The organism is Pseudomonas sp. 20P_3.2_Bac5, from assembly GCF_025466035.1.
Classification (GTDB): Bacteria; Pseudomonadota; Gammaproteobacteria; order Pseudomonadales; family Pseudomonadaceae; genus Aquipseudomonas.
Genome location: NZ_JANLOA010000009.1, coordinates 36472 through 51454, shown reverse-complemented (window position 1 = coordinate 51454; position 14983 = coordinate 36472). Strand labels below are relative to the sequence as shown.

The following is a 14983-nucleotide window of genomic DNA, read 5'->3' as shown; positions in this document are numbered from 1 at the left end:
GGGCGGCGCTCGATCTTGAGAACGCTGAAAACCTGTCGGCTAGCACCTGGTCGCCATTACCCAATTCCCTGACTGGCACTTCATGGTCTCAGGACAGTCCCGAGATGCGTAGCTACCTAAGCTTAGGCCCGAAAAGTCTTTCACAACCCCGCCCCCCGCCGCCTATCGTCGCCACCTGCCCTTCGTCGCAAAGGATTGTCTGATGTCCTCCGCCGTACCCTCGCCCAATCCGTGGCTGGCCCTCACCGGGGTGGCCATTGCCAGTTTCCTCGGCTGCATCGACTTCACCATCGTCAACACCGCCCTGCCCGCCCTGAGCCAGGAACTGGGCATCGGCCTGCAACAATCCCAATGGTTGATCACCGCCTTCGTCATGGCCCTGTCCACGTTCATGGTCAGCGCCGGGCGGCTGGCCGATCTGTTCGGGCGACGTCGCTTGATGCTCGTCGCAATGCTGTTGTTCGGCCTGGCCTCGCTGGCCGCCGGGCTCAGTCACAGCCTCGCGGCGCTGGTGTTCTGGCGGGTGGTGCAAGGGCTGTCTTGCGCGGTGCTGTACACCGCGTCGAGCGCGATTGTCAGTAATGCCTTCGACGAGGCGCGCCGCGGCCGTGCCATCGGCCTGTTGTTCAGCGCCAACGGTCTCGGTCTGGCGATCGGGCCGGTGGCCGGCGGGTTGCTGGTGGCAAGCCTGGGCTGGCGCTGGGTGTTCCTGCTCAATGTGCCGCTGATCGCTATCGGCCTGTTGCTGTGCTGGCGCCATGTGCGTGAGTCCGCCGCCGAAGGCGACAGCCAGCGCCTCGACCTGCCCGGCCTGGCGCTGCTCAGCCTGAGCCTGCCGCTGTGGGTTTTGCTATTGGTGCAGGGCGGCAATTGGGGCTGGTCGTCGCCGTCGGTGCTGGGGCTGTTCGGTCTGGCGCTGTTGCTCTCGGGGCTGCTGGTGTGGACCGAGCGCCGGGTGCCGGCGCCGCTGCTGCGTTTCGATTTTCTGGCCAGACCGGCCTTCACCGGTGCCTGCCTGGCAACAGGCGGGCTGGCCTTTTTCTACTGCCCGGCGTTTTTGCTGATGCCGTTGTACCTGGCGGAGGTGCGCGGCCTCGATGCCGCCAGCGTCGGCCTGTTGCTGTTGCCCACCACCGCGGTACTGGCGCTGCTGTCGCCCTGGGCCGGACGCTGGGCGGATCGCCATGGCACGCGGCTGGTGTTGCTGGCCGGATTTGTGTTGCTGGCAGCCTCGGCGCTGCTGCAAACGCGCTTCGCCAGTGACAGTGCCTGGCCGCTGGTGATCGCCGCCTTCGCCCTGATGGGCGCGGGCTGGGCGTGCATTCTCGGACCGTCCACCGTGGCGGCGATGGCCTCGGTGCCGGCGCAGGATGCCGGGGTGGCGATGGGGATGTCGTGGACCTTCCACAACCTCGCCGGCGCCTTGGGCCTGGCGATTACGGCGGCGTTGTTCCAGCACAACGGCAGCGCTTTCGTTTCCGGCTACCAGGACACCATGGTGCTGCTGGCGGCGGCCAGCGGCCTGGTGTTGCTGGGGTTGGTCGTGCTGGTGAACCGGGCACGGCCGCTTGCCAGCGTTGATTCGGTTTAAGCGATCCGGGCCGCTGTAGCGGCCCTCAGTCTCCCCTCGGCAAAGGCCATTTCAATGAGCAGACTCAAAGACAAATACACCCTGATCACCGGGGGCACGGGCGGCATCGGCCTGGAAACCGCGCGGCAGTTTCTCGCCCAGGGCGCCAGGGTGGCGATCACCGGACGCAGTGCCGAGGCCCTGCGCCTGGCCGGCGACGCCCTCGGCGACGAGGTGTTGCTGATCGAAAGCGACGCCGGTGATATCGCCGGGCAACGCCGCGTCGCCGACACCCTCGCACAACACTGGCCGCGTCTGGACGTGCTGTTCATTAACGCCGGCGACGTTACTCACCGCCCGCTGCAAGATTGGGACGAAGCCACCTGGGACCGCCAGCAGGACACCAACCTCAAAGGCCCGTTCTTCCTGATCCAGGCCCTGCTGCCGCTGCTGCATGACCCGTCTTCGGTGATCCTCTGCGGCTCGGTCAGCGCCCGTATCGGCCTGGCGCAAAGCAGCGCCTACGCCGCCAGCAAGGCCGGGCTGTTGTCGCTGGCACGAACCCTGTCGGGTGAATTGATCGGCCGCGGCATCCGGGTCAACGGCCTGAGTCCTGGCCCTACCGACACCGCCGCCCTCGGCAAGCTTGGCCTGCCGCCGGAAGAAGAACAGGCCCTGCGCGACAGCATCCGCCAACTGGTGCCGCTGGGGCGCCTGGGCAAGCCATGGGAGCTGGCGCAGGCGGCGGTGTTCCTGGCGTCGGATGAGTCGTCGTTCGTGGTCGGGACGGAACTGCTGGTGGACGGCGGCGTGGGCAATATCTGAGCGCACGCCGCGAGCGGCTATCAGCTCAACGCCTGCAACTGCTCCAGTTCTTCCTGCGTCAGGCTCACGCCTTCACGCGCTGATTTCTCCCGCTCGTGGAAGCGGCGCTCGCCCGGCAGGCGGGTGATGCCCACCGCTTCCATCTGCCGCACCAGTTCGCGGCTGCGCTCGGCGAAGCGCTCGCCCTGGGCCAGGCGCGGGTCGATGACGATCAGCAATTGCCCGGTCCAGGGGGTCTTGGCGCCGGGGTGCTGCGACCAGTCGAATTCGAAGGAGAAATTGCCACCAGTCAGCGCCGCCGCCAGCAGCTCCACCATCATCGACAGCGCCGAGCCCTTGTGTCCGCCGAACGGTAGCAGCGCGCCGCCGTCGAGGATCGCCGCGGGGTCGCGGGTCGGCTGGCCGAGACGATCGACGCCCATGCCTTCGGGCAGCAATTCGCCTTTGCGCGCGGCAATCTGCACATCGCCGTGGGCGATGGCGCTGGTGGCCATGTCGAAGACAATCGGCGCCCCGCCCGCGCACGGCGCGGCAAAGGCGATCGGGTTGGTGCCGAACAACGGCCGCTCGGCGCCCTGCGGCACCACGCAGGTCATGCTGTTGACCACGCTCAGCGCCACCAGACCTTCGTCGGCGAACGGCTCGACATCCGGCCACAAGGCGGCGAAGTGGTGCGAGTTATGGATCGCCAGCACGGCGATGCCAGCACTGCGCGCCTTGCTCACCAGCAAGTCACGCGCCGCCGCCAACGCCGGCTGGGCGAAGCCGCCGCCGGCATCGACGCTGATGTAACCACTGGCCACATCCTCGACCTTCGGCACGGCCTGGCCATTGACCCAGCCGCTGGCCAGGGTCGAGACATACCCGGGAATACGGAACACGCCATGGCTGTGGGCGCCGTCGCGCTGGGCGCTGGCGCAGTTGAATGCCAGCGCGCGGGCCACCGCCTCGCTGGTGCCGTGACGCACGAAAATGCGCTGCAGCAGGGTTTCCAGTTCGTTGAAGGGAATCTGTGTGGCAGGTGCGGACATTCTGTAGCTCCGATGATTGGAATTGGACTGGGCAACAGGGATGGCAGTGAGCGGACTTTCCTCTTTTTGACAGTTAGCTGTCAAATATTGACTTGATGACAGAAAACATTCATTTTCTCTTCCACCGCAACCGTCATCGAGCATCGCCCGTGAGCCAACCCATCAAGCAACGCCTGGAAAGCAGCCTGCCCAATGCGTCGGCCTCGGGTCGCAAGATCGCCACCTATATGCTCGCCCACCTCACCGACCTGCCGTTCGAAACCTCCGCCAGCCTTGCGGAGAAGATCGGCGTCAGCGAATCCAGCGTCGGGCGCTTCTGCCGCTCGCTGGGCTACGAGCACCTCAAGGCACTCAAGCAGGACTTGAAGGACGACCTCGGTGACGGTCCCTGGCTGGTGGGCGATCGGCTGCAAGAATTCCGCCAACACTCCAGCGATGACCGCGAAGACCGCAGCCGCAGCCTGGAACTGGAAGTCGCCGCGCTGGTGCGGGTTTACGAATACAGCCGCACCGCCGAGTGGGACCGTGTCGCCACGCGCCTGGCGCAGCGTCCGCGGGTGTTCGTCGCGGGCTTTCAGACCGAGCGCGGCATCGCCCACTGCATGGCCCACCTGCTGCAATACCTGCGCGACGGCGTGCAGGTGGTCGACGGCAGCGCCGGGCATTTCGGCGAAGTTCTGCTGGGCGATCCGGCGCACTGCGCGCTGGTGGTGTTCGAGGCGCGGCGTTATTCCCGCCATGCCTTGCTGCTGTGTCACAAGGCACGCGAGGCGGGCATCCCGGTAACACTGGTTACCGACACCTTCTGTGATTGGGCCGATGCGAATGCCGACGAGGTGTTCCGCATTCCCACCCAGTTCAACCTGTTCTGGGAGTCCACCGCGACGATGCTGTCGTGGGCTCACCTGATGGTCAACGAGGTCTGCAAGAAGCTCGGGCCTGATGTTGAAAAACGCTTGGACGCAACTGCCGCTCTACACAACGAGTTCGTTGGCTACACGTCAACGGCAAAACAATAGCAAGAGAGTGCAACTACAGATCGAGGTGTCACATGAAACCTGTTCTTCGCTTCGCAGGGGCCTGCGCATTGCTGCTGGCCGGCATCACGTCGGCCCAGGCCGAAACCCTGAAGATCGCCACGGAAGGTGCCTACCCGCCCTTCAACTACGTTGATTCGGACAACAACCTGCACGGCTTCGACGTCGACATCGCCAAGGCCCTGTGCGAGCAGATGAAAGTCGAGTGCACCGTGGTCGCCCAGGACTGGGAAGGCATCATCCCGGCCCTGATCGCGCGTAAGTACGACGCGGTGGTGGCGTCGATGATCAACACCGAGGAACGGCGCAAGAAGATCGCCTTCACCAACCACTATTACCGCACCCCGCTGGCGGTAGCCGTGCCGAAAGACAGCGAGATCACCGACGCCCAGACCAAATTCAAGGGCTACACCGTCGGCGCCCAGGCCTCTTCGACCCAGGCCATCTATGCCGAAGACGTGTACGGCAAGGCCGGTGCCGATGTGAAGCTCTACCCGACCCTCGACGAAGCCAACGCCGACCTCGCCGCCGGCCGCCTCGACGGTGTGATCGCCGACAAATTCCCGCTGCTGGAATGGCTGGGCAAGGCCGGCAAGGACTGCTGCAAGACCCTCGGCGATGTCGACGGCACCCGCGCCGACGCATCGATTGCCGTGCGCAAGGAAGACGAAGCCCTGCGCGAGCGGCTGAACAAGGCGCTGGATGCCATCGTGGCGGACGGGACGTATCAGAAGATCGCGGGCAAGTACTTCGACTTCGATATCTACCAGTGACCGTTTAGGGCTGCTTACGGCCTTATCGCGAGCAAGCTCGCTCCTACACCTTTCTCCCCCTCCCTGTAGGAGCGAGCTTGCTCGCGATAGCGGCCCTCAAGACTGCCCCTTCCCGAGGCTTCGCCCATGCTCGAACATTTGTCACTCCTCTCCTTCGCCAGCGGCGGCTGGGGTCAGGCGTTGCTCGCCGGTGCGCTGGTGACCCTGGCGCTGGCCCTCGCCTGCCTGCCCATAGGCCTGCCGCTGGGCCTCGGCATCGCCCTCGCCGCGCGTTCGAAAAAACGCCTGCCACGGGCCTTCGCCACGGTGTTTTCCACGGTGTTTCGCGGCCTGCCGGAATTGCTCACGCTGCTGATCATCTACTACGGCTGCCAGATCGCCGCGCAGAAAATACTGGCCGCCATGGGCTATGAAGGCGAGGTGATGATCAATACCTTCCTCGCCGCCATGGTCGCCTTCAGCCTGGTGTTCGCCGCGTTCTCCAGCGAAATCTGGCTGGCCGCGTTCAAGACCGTGCCCAAGGGCCAATACGAAGCCTGCGCCGCCCTCGGCCTGGGCAAACGCACCGCGTTCGGCAAGGTGGTGTTCCCGCAACTGCTGCGCATCGCCCTGCCCGGCCTGTCGAACAACTGGCTGTCGCTGCTCAAGGACACCTCGCTGGTCTCGACCATCTCCCTGGTCGACCTGATGCGCCAGACCAATCTGGCCGTCAGCGTGACCAAGGAGCCGATGCTGTTCTACGGCGTTGCCTGCCTTTGCTACCTGCTGTTCTCGGCGCTGTCGGGCCGGGTCTTCCACTTCATCGAGAACCACTTCAGCCGCCACCTGCGGAGCGCCCGTCCATGAGCTTCGACGAACTGCTGGCAATGTTCCTCAATCCCGAGCTGCTGGAGCGCTATGGCCCGCGCTTTATCGACGGCCTGCTGGTGACCGCCAAACTGGTGGCGATCTCCTTCACCCTCGGCGCCCTGCTGGGCATGCTCCTGGCCCTGGCGCGGATGTCGAAAAGCCTCACGCTGCAACGCCTGAGCGCCGCCTACGTGTATTTCTTCCGCGGCTCGCCGCTGCTGGCGCAACTGTTCCTGCTGTATTACGGCCTGGGTTCGTTCAAGGGCTTCTGGCAGGACGTCGGCCTCTGGTGGTTCTTCCGCGACGCCTGGTTCTGCACCCTGCTGGCCTTCACCCTGAACACCGCTGCCTACCAGGCGGAAATCTTCCGCGGCAGCCTGCTGGCCGTCGCGCCGGGGCAATACGAAGCCGCCAGCGCGCTGAGCCTGAAACGCTCGACCACCTTCTTCAAAGTGATCCTGCCGCAGTCACTGGTGGTGGCGATCGGGCCGCTGGGCAACGAACTGATTCTGATGATCAAGGCCAGCGCCATTGCCTCGCTGGTGACCATCTACGACCTGATGGGCGTGACCAAGCTGGCCTTCTCGCGCAGCTTCGACTTCCAGATCTACCTTTGGGCCGCCGTGCTCTACCTGCTGATCGTCGAAATCGTACGACGTAGCCTCAAACATATCGAAGCCCGCCTGGGCCGCCACCTGCGCTGAACCCTTGCCGTAGAGGATCCTTGTCATGCACTGCCAAACCATCGTTCTGGGCGCCGGAATCGTCGGCGTCAGCACCGCCCTGCACCTGCAGGCGCGCGGCCGCAAGGTCGTCCTGATCGACCGCGACGAACCGGGTAGCGGCACCAGCCACGGCAACGCCGGGCTGATCGAGCGCTCCAGCGTGATCCCCTATTCCTTCCCGCGCGCGCTGCCGAAACTGGTGCGCTATGGCCTCAACCAGCAATCCGACGTGCGCTTCAGTTGGCGCTACCTGCCCAAGGCCGCGCCGTGGCTGCTGAGCTACTGGCGCAACTCCGCGCCCGCGCCGCTGGCCGTGGCGACCCAGGCGATGCTGCCGCTGGTGGAGCGTTGCGTCGAAGAACACGACGCGCTGATCGAGGCGGCCGGCGTGCAGTCACTGGTCAAGGCCAATGGCTGGATCGAGGTCTACCGCAACGACGCCGCCTTCGAAGCGGCGAAGGTCGAAGCCGAAGCACTGAAAGCCTACGGCCTGGCCTTCGAAGTCCTTGACCGTCGGCAACTGCACGAACGCGAAGCCGACCTGACCCAGGGTGCGGTGGGCGGCATTCATTGGCGCGACCCGAAGACCGTGAGCAACCCGAGCGCCCTGGTGCGTGGCTACGCGGCGCTGTTCGTGCAGCGTGGCGGCCACTTCATCCACGGCGATGCGCGCAGCCTGCGCCAGATCGCCGGCGAGTGGCAGGTGGACAGCCGCCGCGGCCCGATCACCGCGCCCGAAGTGGTGATCGCCCTCGGCCCGCAAGCTGCCGAGCTGTTCAAGCCGCTGGGCTACCGGATTCCTCTGGAAATCAAGCGCGGTTACCACGCGCACTACAAAGCCCGCGGCGGCGCACAACTGAGCCATTCGATCTGCGACGCCCAGGCCGGCTACGTCCTGGCGCCGATGGAACAGGGCATCCGCCTGACCACCGGCATCGAGTTCGCCGCCAGCACTGACGCCGCCAACGAGATCCAGTTGCAGCGCTGCGAAGCCGTGGCCCGCGAGCTGTTCCCCCTCGGTGAACGCATCGAAGAAACCCCGTGGCTAGGCCGCCGCCCGTGCCTGCCGGACATGCGCCCGGTGATTGGTCCGGCCGGCCGCCATCCCGGCCTCTGGTTCAACTTCGGCCATGCCCACCACGGCCTGACGCTGGGCCCGGTCAGCGGTCGCCTGCTGGCCGAAATGATGACCGGCGAACAGCCTTTTACCGACCCCGCGCCCTACAGCGCCGAGCGTTTCAACTGAGTTCCGCCCACCCGCCGGAGAACAACAATAATGAGCGCCTCACTCAGCCTTGCCGCCGCCCCGCAAGCGACCACCGACTCGCGCAACGTCGCGGTGCATATCAGCGGCCTGGAGAAATACTACGGTCCCTACCACGTGCTGCGCGGTATCGACCTGACGGTGCACGAGGGCGAACGCATCGTCCTTTGTGGCCCCTCGGGCTCGGGAAAATCGACCCTGATCCGCTGCATCAACCGCCTGGAAATCGCCGAGCACGGCACGATCCTGGTCAACGACACCGACCTTGCCGGTAACAGCCGCGAGGCCACGAAAGTGCGCAGTGAAATCGGCATGGTGTTCCAGCACTTCAACCTGTTCCCGCACATGAGCGTGCTCGACAACTGCACCCTGGCGCCGATGAGCGTGCGCGGCCTCAGTCGCGCCCAGGCCGAGGAGCTGGCGCAGTTCTACCTGGACAAAGTGGGCATCTCCAGCCAGGCGGCGAAATACCCCGGCCAGCTTTCCGGTGGTCAGCAGCAGCGCGTGGCGATTGCCCGGGCGTTGTGCATGAAGCCGAAGATCATGCTGTTCGACGAGCCCACCTCGGCGCTCGACCCGGAGATGGTTGCCGAAGTGCTGGACGTGCTGGTGAAGCTGGCCGACAGCGGCATGACCATGCTCTGTGTGACCCACGAAATGGGCTTTGCCCGTCAGGTGGCGCAGCGGGTGCTGTTCCTCGACGGCGGACAGATCATCGAGGACGCCCCGCCGGAAACCTTCTTCAATGCACCGCGCAGCCCGCGGGCGCGGGATTTCCTCGCGCAGATCCTGCACTGAAACCAACACGGGCCGGCGTCACGATGACGTCGGCCCGTGTTTTCCAGCGGCCTGGAACTCAGTCGTCCAGCGGCTTGGGCGGTGGCAGGGGTTTGGCCGGCTTGGCCGGTTTTGCAGGCTCACCGGCCTTGGCGGGCTTGCCGGCCTTGGTCTCGGCGACCGGCACCGGTTCCGGCGCGGTAATGGCTTTTTCCTCGGCCGGCAAGGCATCCACTGCGGCGAAGATTTCCTGGGGATCGAGCGTGCCGTCATGCTTGATTTCGTGCTTCTGGCCGTCCTTGCCCACCAGAATCACCTGGGTGCCATTGCGCGCGCCCAGGGACAGCTCGCGGATCAGCGCCATGGTGGTCTGCTGCTCAAGGAATTTGTCGTCACGCTTGCCGACCATGCCGGCGACGCTGTAGAGCACCAGATTGCGCTCCTTGAATCCGGCTTGGGCGGCGGGGTCCTTGAGCGCTTCGTTGATACCGCGCAACACCGGGTCGGCGGTACTGGGGGCTATCACCACCAGGGGACGAGCCTTGCCCAGATCCTGGGCCAGAGGGGCGTCATCGGCGACAACCAGGGGAGCGGCGATGGCGAGCAGAGTGGCGAGGGTCAGTGACCGGGCAAGCATGTGTTTCTCCTTCTTTTTTCCTCGTAACAAATGACTACAGACCTGTAGGAAAGATCCGAAGGCCGCAGCCTAAACGAACGCAATCACCTGGTGGACGGGACAAAAGTAACTTCCGGTGTCAGAAGGATAGCTGATGGATTTGGGATGGCGGCGGATGGGCGTGTGTATCGCGAGCAAGCTCGCTCCTACAGCACGATGAGCCCCCAAAACCTCTCAGTCCTGAAACAAGCCCATCTGCCGATCGATCAACCCACTGAAATCATCCCCCACGAACGGCAATATCGCGTCCGCCACCGGCTGCAACTGGCGGCTCAGGTAATGCTCGTAGTCGATCGGACTGCGCCGCGCCTCCAGCGGTTCCGGGCCACTGGTGGTGATGACGTAGCTGATCCAGCCACCATTCTGGTACTGCCGCGGCCGGCCCAGGCTGTCGTTGAAGTCATCAGCCAGCCGCGCCGCGCGGACATGCGGCGGGACGTTGCGCTGGTAGTCATCCAGCGGCCGGCGCAGACGCTTGCGGTACACCAGCAAGTCATCCAGTTCGCCGGCCAGGGTGCGTTGCACGTATTCACGCACGAATTCCCGGTACGGCTCGCGACGGAAGATGCGCAAATACAACGCCTGCTGGAACTGCTGGGCCAGCGGCGACCAGTCGGTACGCACGGTTTCCAAGCCCTTGTAGATCACCTCTTCGCTGCCATCGGCACGCTGCACGACGCCGGCGTAGCGCTTCTTGCTGCCCTCCTCGGCGCCACGGATGGTGGGCATCAGAAAGCGGGTGTAGTGGGTTTCGTACTGCAATTCCAGGGCGCTTTCCAGGCCGTATTGCTCGCGCAGGTGGTCGCGCCACCACTGGTTGACCTCGCGCACCAGCGCCTGGCCGATCTGGCTGGCTTCGTCCTGGTCGTGGGCGCGCTTGAGCCAGACGAAGGTGGAATCAGTGTCGCCGTAGATCACCTGATAACCACGGGCCTCGATCAGCTTGCGGGTGCGCTGCATAATCTCGTGCCCGCGCAGGGTGATGGACGACGCCAGGCGCGGGTCGAAGAAGCGGCAGCCGCTGGAGCCGAGCACGCCGTAGAAGGCATTCATGATGATCTTCAGCGCCTGCGACAACGGCGCGTTGCCGTCGCGCTTGGCCGCCTCGCGGCCCTGCCAGACGCGCTCGACGATGGCCGGCAGGCAATGCTGCGTGCGCGAGAAACGCGCCTCGCGAAAACCCGGCACCGAGTGTTCGTCGTCCGGTTCGCGCAGGCCCTCCACCAGGCCCACCGGGTCGATCAGGAAGGTGCGGATGATCGATGGGTAAAGGCTTTTGTAGTCCAGCACCAGCACCGATTCGTAGAGGCCGGGCCGCGAGTCCATGACGAAGCCGCCAGGGCTGGCCTCGCCTTCGCGCCCGCCAAGGTTCGGTGCGACAAAGCCCAGGCGGTGCATCAGCGGAATGTACAGGTGACAGAACGCCGCCACCGAACCGCCGCTGCGGTCCACCGGCAAACCCGTGACCGTGGACCGCTCCAGCAGGAAGTCCATCAGCCGGGTCTTGTCGAAGATCCGCGTCACCAGCTCGCAGTCCTTGAGGTTGTAGCGGGCCAGCGCCGGGCGGTCCTCGGCGAACATGCGGTTGATCTCGTCCATGCGTTGGTACGGCGTGTCGATGGCCTTGCCCTCGCCGAGCAGGGTCTGGGCGACGTTTTCCAGGCTGAACGAGGGGAAGCTCCAGGTCGCCGAGCGCAGCGACTCGATGCCATCGATGATCAACCGCCCGGCGGCGCTGGCAAAGTAGTGAGTGCGGCTGCCGTGTTCGCGCCATTCCATGGGCTGGCTGTCGCGGCCCAACAGCAGCGGCACGTTAAGGCGCTTGCTGTGTTCGTGCAAAACACGCAGGTCGAACTGCACCAGGTTCCAGCCGATGATCGCGTCCGGGTCGTGCTCGGCCAGCCAGCCGTTCAGGCGCTGCAGGAGTTCGGCGCGGCTGTCGCACCATTCGAGCTGGAAGTCGATGCCGCTGGCGTCGCCATTGGCCGGGCCGAGCATGTACACCTGGCGCTGCCCGCAGCCTTCCAGGGCAATCGAATACAGCTCGCCGCGCTCGCTGGTCTCGATGTCCAGCGACACCAGTTTCAGCCGTGGCCGGTAGTCGTTGGCCGGTTTCAGTTGGGCGTCGAGCCAGACGCCGTCGCGGTCGGGCTGGCCGCTGAAATCGACCGGCGCGGTGATAAAGCGCTCCATCAGGTAGCGCTCGGGCGGGCGGATGTCGCCCTCCAGCAACTCGATGCCGGCGCCGCGCAGGCGTTTCTCCAGTTGCATCAGTTGCCGGTGCTGGCGGCAATACAGGCCGAGGACCGGGCGCTGGGCGAAATCCCTCAGTGCCAGCGGGCGCAGTTCCACGTCCTTTTCGCCGCGCAGCAGTTCGCCGAGCCGCTCGCGCTGATCCGCCGCAACGAAGGCCACCGAGGTCTGCGCCGGCAGGCGCACACGCCGCGGCCCCGCCTCGGTGGCCAGCCAGAACTCCACCAGGGTGCCTTGCGGCGTATCCCGCCAATGACGGGTCAGGACAAAGCCCTGTTCTACCTGCACCGCTGCTTCCTCGACCACATTCAAAGGGCACGGAGTCTACCCGAGCCACCGGCCCGGAGCGCCCCTTATCGGCGCGACAGTGCGACGGGTTTCGGCGCGCTGCCTCTCCCGCTAGAATGCGCCCTCAAAGGAAATGCTTCATCCACTACGGACAGTGCCTATCGCCATGAATCACGCCCCAGCCTTTTCCCGCCCTCACCCTACGGGGCACAAGGATCTACCACGTGCGTTGTGATCGCTCCCTGCTCTCCCTATTGTGCCTGCTGCCCGTCATGGCCGTGGCCGGCGATCCCGTCATCGATCCTCACGCCGACCTGCTGTATCGCCAGGCCCTGCCCCTGCTGGAGAAAGCCGACGCGCAAAGCAACACCCTGCCCACCGACACCGCGCCCAACGATCAGGAACTGATCCGCAAGGTGCAGTCGCTGGACCAGGCCCTGCAACCGGCGGTGGCGCTGTTGCAACGCGCCGCCCTGCTGCATCACCCGGTGGCCGAGTACCGCTTGGCCCTGCATTACATCACCCACCTGCCGGTCAGCCAGATTGCCACCGAAGCCTGCCCGCTGCTGCGTTCCAGCCTGTCCCAAGGCTTTACCCCGGCGGCGCTGGAAGTGGGCAACTGGTGCCCGGAGCTGCGCAACAGCGCCGAATACCGCCAGGCGCTGGAGCAGGTGCCGACCCGCGACTCGCTGTACGCCGGCTATTTCCCGCAACCGGCGGTGCGCCTGCAGTGCCTGAGCGAACGACCGCAAGGGCTGGCGCTGCAATGGGGGCGTCAGCGCGACTTCCAGGCCGAGGTCTATCGCCTGCTCGCCGGCCTGGACCCGAACCAGCGCGCCAGCTATCAGAAGAAGGCGGTGGAGATCAACGGCTGCCGCGCCGTGCGCCCGCAGGTGGTCAATCACCTTCCCTGAATTGAACACGCCTGAGCTGAGCAAGATTGTTCAATCCAGTCGGACGGCGCTCTGGCATCCTGTCTGGCCATCAATCATCACGCTGTCGCTCATGCCCGGATCCCGCCTCGCCCGCACTGCTTACCTGCATGGCGCCATCGCCAGCATGCCCCTGTCACTGGCCGTCGCGCCCTGGGGTTTGCTGGCCGGCTCCATGGCCATCGAAGCCAACCTCACCCCGCTCGAAGGCCAGGGCCTGTCGGCGATCGTCTTCGCCGGCGCCGCGCAACTGGTGGCGATCGGCATGCTCAAGGGCGGCGCCAACCTGGCGTCGATCCTGCTGACCACCTTGCTGCTGACCTCTCAGCACCTGCTTTACGGCCTGTCGATGCGCCCGGTGATCTCCGGGCTGCCAGGCCGCTGGCGTGTCGCGCTGGGCTTTCTGCTGACTGACGAATTCTTCGCCCTGGTCAGCCAGTACGACCGCGAACAGTTCAACCGCTGGTACGCGCTGGGCGTCGGCTTCACGTTCTACCTGGCGTGGAACCTGTTTACCCTGGCCGGGATCATCCTCGGCCAGAACATCCCGCACCTAGACAAGCTGGGCCTGGACTTCTCCATCGCCGCCACCTTCGTCGCGCTGATCGCCCCATGCGTGCGCAACGTGCCAACGGTGGTGTGCGTGGCGGTGTCGCTGTTCTGTTCGGTGCTGTTCAGCTACTGGCACTGGGAAACCGCCCTGGTGATCGCCGGCCTGCTGGGCATGGGCGCCGGGTTCATCTGTCAAAAACTCTGGGGTGCACGCTAATGGTTTTCCTGCTGATCCTCGCCATGGGCCTGATCGTCTTCCTCAACCGCTACGCTTTTCTCGAACCGCGCCTACCGCTGCGCCTGAGCTCCAACGCGCGGCAGTTCCTCGGCTTTGCCGTACCCGGCATGCTCACCGCGATCTGCGGGCCGATCGTGTTCCTGCCCGACCACCAGCTCAACCTGGACCCGCTCAACCCTTACCTGCTGGGTTCGCTGGTGGCCATCGGGCTGGTACTCTGGACGCGCAACACCCTGCTCAGCATGCTGTTGAGCATGGGCTTCTTCTTCGTCTATCGCTGGTGGCTGGGCGGTTCATGACCCTTGCATCCCGGGAACAAACACACTTCTGGCAAGCCGCGGCGCTGGACAACCTCGAGCTGCTGCAAGCCCGCTACTTCCAGCAGCGCTTCGCCCCGCATGTGCACGAAGGCTATTCCATCGTCGCCCTCGAGGCTGGCGCGCAGTGCTTCTGGCACCGCGGCGCCGACCATGTGGCGCCGGTGGGCAGCGTGGTGGTGATCAACCCGGACGAAATGCACACCGGCGCCCGCGCCCATGAGGCCGGCTGGAGCTACCGCGGCTCCTACCCGGACGTCATGCACCTGACCAAGGTGCTGGACGAACTGGACATTCGCCACGGCGGCACGCCCGCCTTCACCGGCAGCGTGCTGCACGACCCGCAACTGCATGCCGCACTGATCGGCCTGCACCGCTCGGCCCAGGGCGGCGCCAGCGCGCTGGAGCAGCAATCGGCCTGGCGCGAGGCGGCGCTGCTGCTGATGCAGCGCCACGCCCGGGTTGGCGATGCCCGCGCGCCGGGCAACGAGCCGCTGGCGGTGATCCGCGCCCGGGAACTGATGGATGCCCGCCTCGACTGCCCGCCGTCGCTGGAAGAACTGGCCGCCGCGGTGAACCTGTCGCCGTTCTATTTCGCCCGGGTATTCCGCCAGGCCACCGGCCTGCCGCCCCACGCCTGGCTCAAGCAGCGCCGCCTGGGCCGGGCGCGGACCTTGCTGCGTCACGGCGGCCTGCCGTTCAACGTGGCCTTCGACCTCGGTTTCTCCGACCAGAGCCACCTCAATCGCCAGTTCAAGCAAGCCTATGGCGTCACTCCCGGGGAATACCGCCGCGCCTGCGCCGAGCGGCAGCCGGTAATCTCTGTTCGATAATCGAACCAAACCCCGCTTGCACCCCTCAAGTCGTCACCCTGCG

The 14983-nt window shown here is 65.5% G+C and carries 15 protein-coding genes; 12 read left to right on the top strand and 3 right to left on the bottom strand.

Annotation, left to right across the window (positions count from 1 at the left end):
- Positions 1-202 precede the first annotated feature (202 nt).
- Together NTD88_RS01230 and NTD88_RS01225 are read left to right on the top strand one after the other, a co-directional pair.
- A complete protein-coding gene (locus NTD88_RS01230; protein ID WP_262154825.1) occupies positions 203-1591 on the top strand; it encodes an MFS transporter in 1389 nt (462 codons plus the stop codon).
- A gap of 54 nt (positions 1592-1645) precedes the next feature.
- Positions 1646-2395, top strand: coding sequence for an SDR family oxidoreductase (locus NTD88_RS01225; RefSeq protein ID WP_262130595.1), 750 nt, complete (start codon positions 1646-1648; stop codon positions 2393-2395).
- 20 nt (positions 2396-2415) lie between these two features.
- Here NTD88_RS01225 and NTD88_RS01220 read toward each other — a convergent pair whose 3' ends face one another.
- The gene (locus tag NTD88_RS01220; protein ID WP_262154826.1) at positions 2416-3426 is read right to left on the bottom strand and encodes an Ldh family oxidoreductase; all 1011 of its coding nucleotides are present in this window, start codon (positions 3424-3426) and stop codon (positions 2416-2418) included.
- Positions 3427-3575: 149 nt separating this feature from the next.
- On the opposite strand from NTD88_RS01220, the gene NTD88_RS01215 reads away from it, so the two are divergent.
- From NTD88_RS01215 to NTD88_RS01190, 6 genes are all read left to right on the top strand, one after another.
- Complete coding sequence (locus tag NTD88_RS01215) at positions 3576-4445, top strand: MurR/RpiR family transcriptional regulator (RefSeq protein WP_262154827.1); 870 nt, start codon at positions 3576-3578, stop codon at positions 4443-4445.
- Positions 4446-4477: 32 nt separating this feature from the next.
- On the top strand, positions 4478-5236 hold the full coding sequence (locus NTD88_RS01210; RefSeq protein WP_262130592.1) for a transporter substrate-binding domain-containing protein: 759 nt from the start codon (positions 4478-4480) through the stop codon (positions 5234-5236).
- A gap of 126 nt (positions 5237-5362) precedes the next feature.
- Positions 5363-6082, top strand: coding sequence for an ABC transporter permease (locus NTD88_RS01205; RefSeq protein ID WP_095153658.1), 720 nt, complete (start codon positions 5363-5365; stop codon positions 6080-6082).
- Positions 6079-6789 carry an ABC transporter permease gene (locus tag NTD88_RS01200; RefSeq protein WP_095153659.1) on the top strand — a complete coding sequence of 237 codons (711 nt, stop codon included), beginning with the start codon at positions 6079-6081 and terminating at the stop codon, positions 6787-6789. Before NTD88_RS01205 ends, NTD88_RS01200 begins: the two co-directional genes overlap by 4 nt.
- Before the next feature lie 25 nt (positions 6790-6814).
- The gene (locus NTD88_RS01195; RefSeq protein WP_262154828.1) at positions 6815-8056 is read left to right on the top strand and encodes an NAD(P)/FAD-dependent oxidoreductase; all 1242 of its coding nucleotides are present in this window, start codon (positions 6815-6817) and stop codon (positions 8054-8056) included.
- A 30-nt stretch (positions 8057-8086) separates the two neighbouring features.
- Positions 8087-8872: an amino acid ABC transporter ATP-binding protein gene (locus NTD88_RS01190; RefSeq protein ID WP_262154829.1), complete on the top strand. Its 786-nt coding sequence runs from the start codon at positions 8087-8089 to the stop codon at positions 8870-8872.
- 58 nt (positions 8873-8930) lie between these two features.
- Here the strand turns inward: NTD88_RS01190 and NTD88_RS01185 are convergent, their stop codons facing one another.
- Positions 8931-9488, bottom strand: coding sequence for a DUF4174 domain-containing protein (locus NTD88_RS01185; protein ID WP_095153662.1), 558 nt, complete (start codon positions 9486-9488; stop codon positions 8931-8933).
- Between the two features lie 213 nt (positions 9489-9701).
- Entirely contained in the window at positions 9702-12068 is a 2367-nt protein-coding gene (locus tag NTD88_RS01180; protein WP_262154830.1) for a DNA polymerase II, read from the bottom strand.
- Between the two features lie 272 nt (positions 12069-12340).
- Here NTD88_RS01180 and NTD88_RS01175 point away from each other — a divergent pair, with 272 nt between their 5' ends.
- From NTD88_RS01175 to NTD88_RS01160, 4 genes are all read left to right on the top strand, one after another.
- Positions 12341-12982 (top strand): sel1 repeat family protein, encoded by a 642-nt coding sequence (locus NTD88_RS01175; protein ID WP_262154849.1) that lies wholly within the window; start codon positions 12341-12343, stop codon positions 12980-12982.
- 91 nt (positions 12983-13073) lie between these two features.
- Positions 13074-13769, top strand: a complete 696-nt coding sequence (locus tag NTD88_RS01170; RefSeq protein ID WP_262154831.1) for an AzlC family ABC transporter permease — start codon at positions 13074-13076, stop codon at positions 13767-13769.
- Entirely contained in the window at positions 13769-14089 is a 321-nt protein-coding gene (locus NTD88_RS01165; RefSeq protein ID WP_262154832.1) for an AzlD domain-containing protein, read from the top strand. Before NTD88_RS01170 ends, NTD88_RS01165 begins: the two co-directional genes overlap by 1 nt.
- Complete coding sequence (locus NTD88_RS01160) at positions 14086-14940, top strand: helix-turn-helix transcriptional regulator (protein ID WP_262130585.1); 855 nt, start codon at positions 14086-14088, stop codon at positions 14938-14940. Before NTD88_RS01165 ends, NTD88_RS01160 begins: the two co-directional genes overlap by 4 nt.
- The last annotated feature ends 43 nt before the right edge of the window (positions 14941-14983 follow it).

Excerpts from the sequence above, each read along its gene's own strand:
- NTD88_RS01230 (WP_262154825.1), top strand. The coding sequence starts at position 203 with ATGTCCTCCGCCGTACCCTCGCCCAATCCGTGGCTGGCCCTCACCGGG.
- NTD88_RS01225 (WP_262130595.1), top strand. The coding sequence starts at position 1,646 with ATGAGCAGACTCAAAGACAAATACACCCTGATCACCGGGGGCACGGGC.
- NTD88_RS01220 (WP_262154826.1), bottom strand. The coding sequence starts at position 3,426 with ATGTCCGCACCTGCCACACAGATTCCCTTCAACGAACTGGAAACCCTG.
- NTD88_RS01210 (WP_262130592.1), top strand. The coding sequence starts at position 4,478 with ATGAAACCTGTTCTTCGCTTCGCAGGGGCCTGCGCATTGCTGCTGGCC.
- NTD88_RS01205 (WP_095153658.1), top strand. The coding sequence starts at position 5,363 with ATGCTCGAACATTTGTCACTCCTCTCCTTCGCCAGCGGCGGCTGGGGT.
- NTD88_RS01200 (WP_095153659.1), top strand. The coding sequence starts at position 6,079 with ATGAGCTTCGACGAACTGCTGGCAATGTTCCTCAATCCCGAGCTGCTG.
- NTD88_RS01195 (WP_262154828.1), top strand. The coding sequence starts at position 6,815 with ATGCACTGCCAAACCATCGTTCTGGGCGCCGGAATCGTCGGCGTCAGC.
- NTD88_RS01190 (WP_262154829.1), top strand. The coding sequence starts at position 8,087 with ATGAGCGCCTCACTCAGCCTTGCCGCCGCCCCGCAAGCGACCACCGAC.
- NTD88_RS01185 (WP_095153662.1), bottom strand. The coding sequence starts at position 9,488 with ATGCTTGCCCGGTCACTGACCCTCGCCACTCTGCTCGCCATCGCCGCT.
- NTD88_RS01175 (WP_262154849.1), top strand. The coding sequence starts at position 12,341 with ATGGCCGTGGCCGGCGATCCCGTCATCGATCCTCACGCCGACCTGCTG.
- NTD88_RS01170 (WP_262154831.1), top strand. The coding sequence starts at position 13,074 with ATGCCCGGATCCCGCCTCGCCCGCACTGCTTACCTGCATGGCGCCATC.
- NTD88_RS01165 (WP_262154832.1), top strand. The coding sequence starts at position 13,769 with ATGGTTTTCCTGCTGATCCTCGCCATGGGCCTGATCGTCTTCCTCAAC.
- NTD88_RS01160 (WP_262130585.1), top strand. The coding sequence starts at position 14,086 with ATGACCCTTGCATCCCGGGAACAAACACACTTCTGGCAAGCCGCGGCG.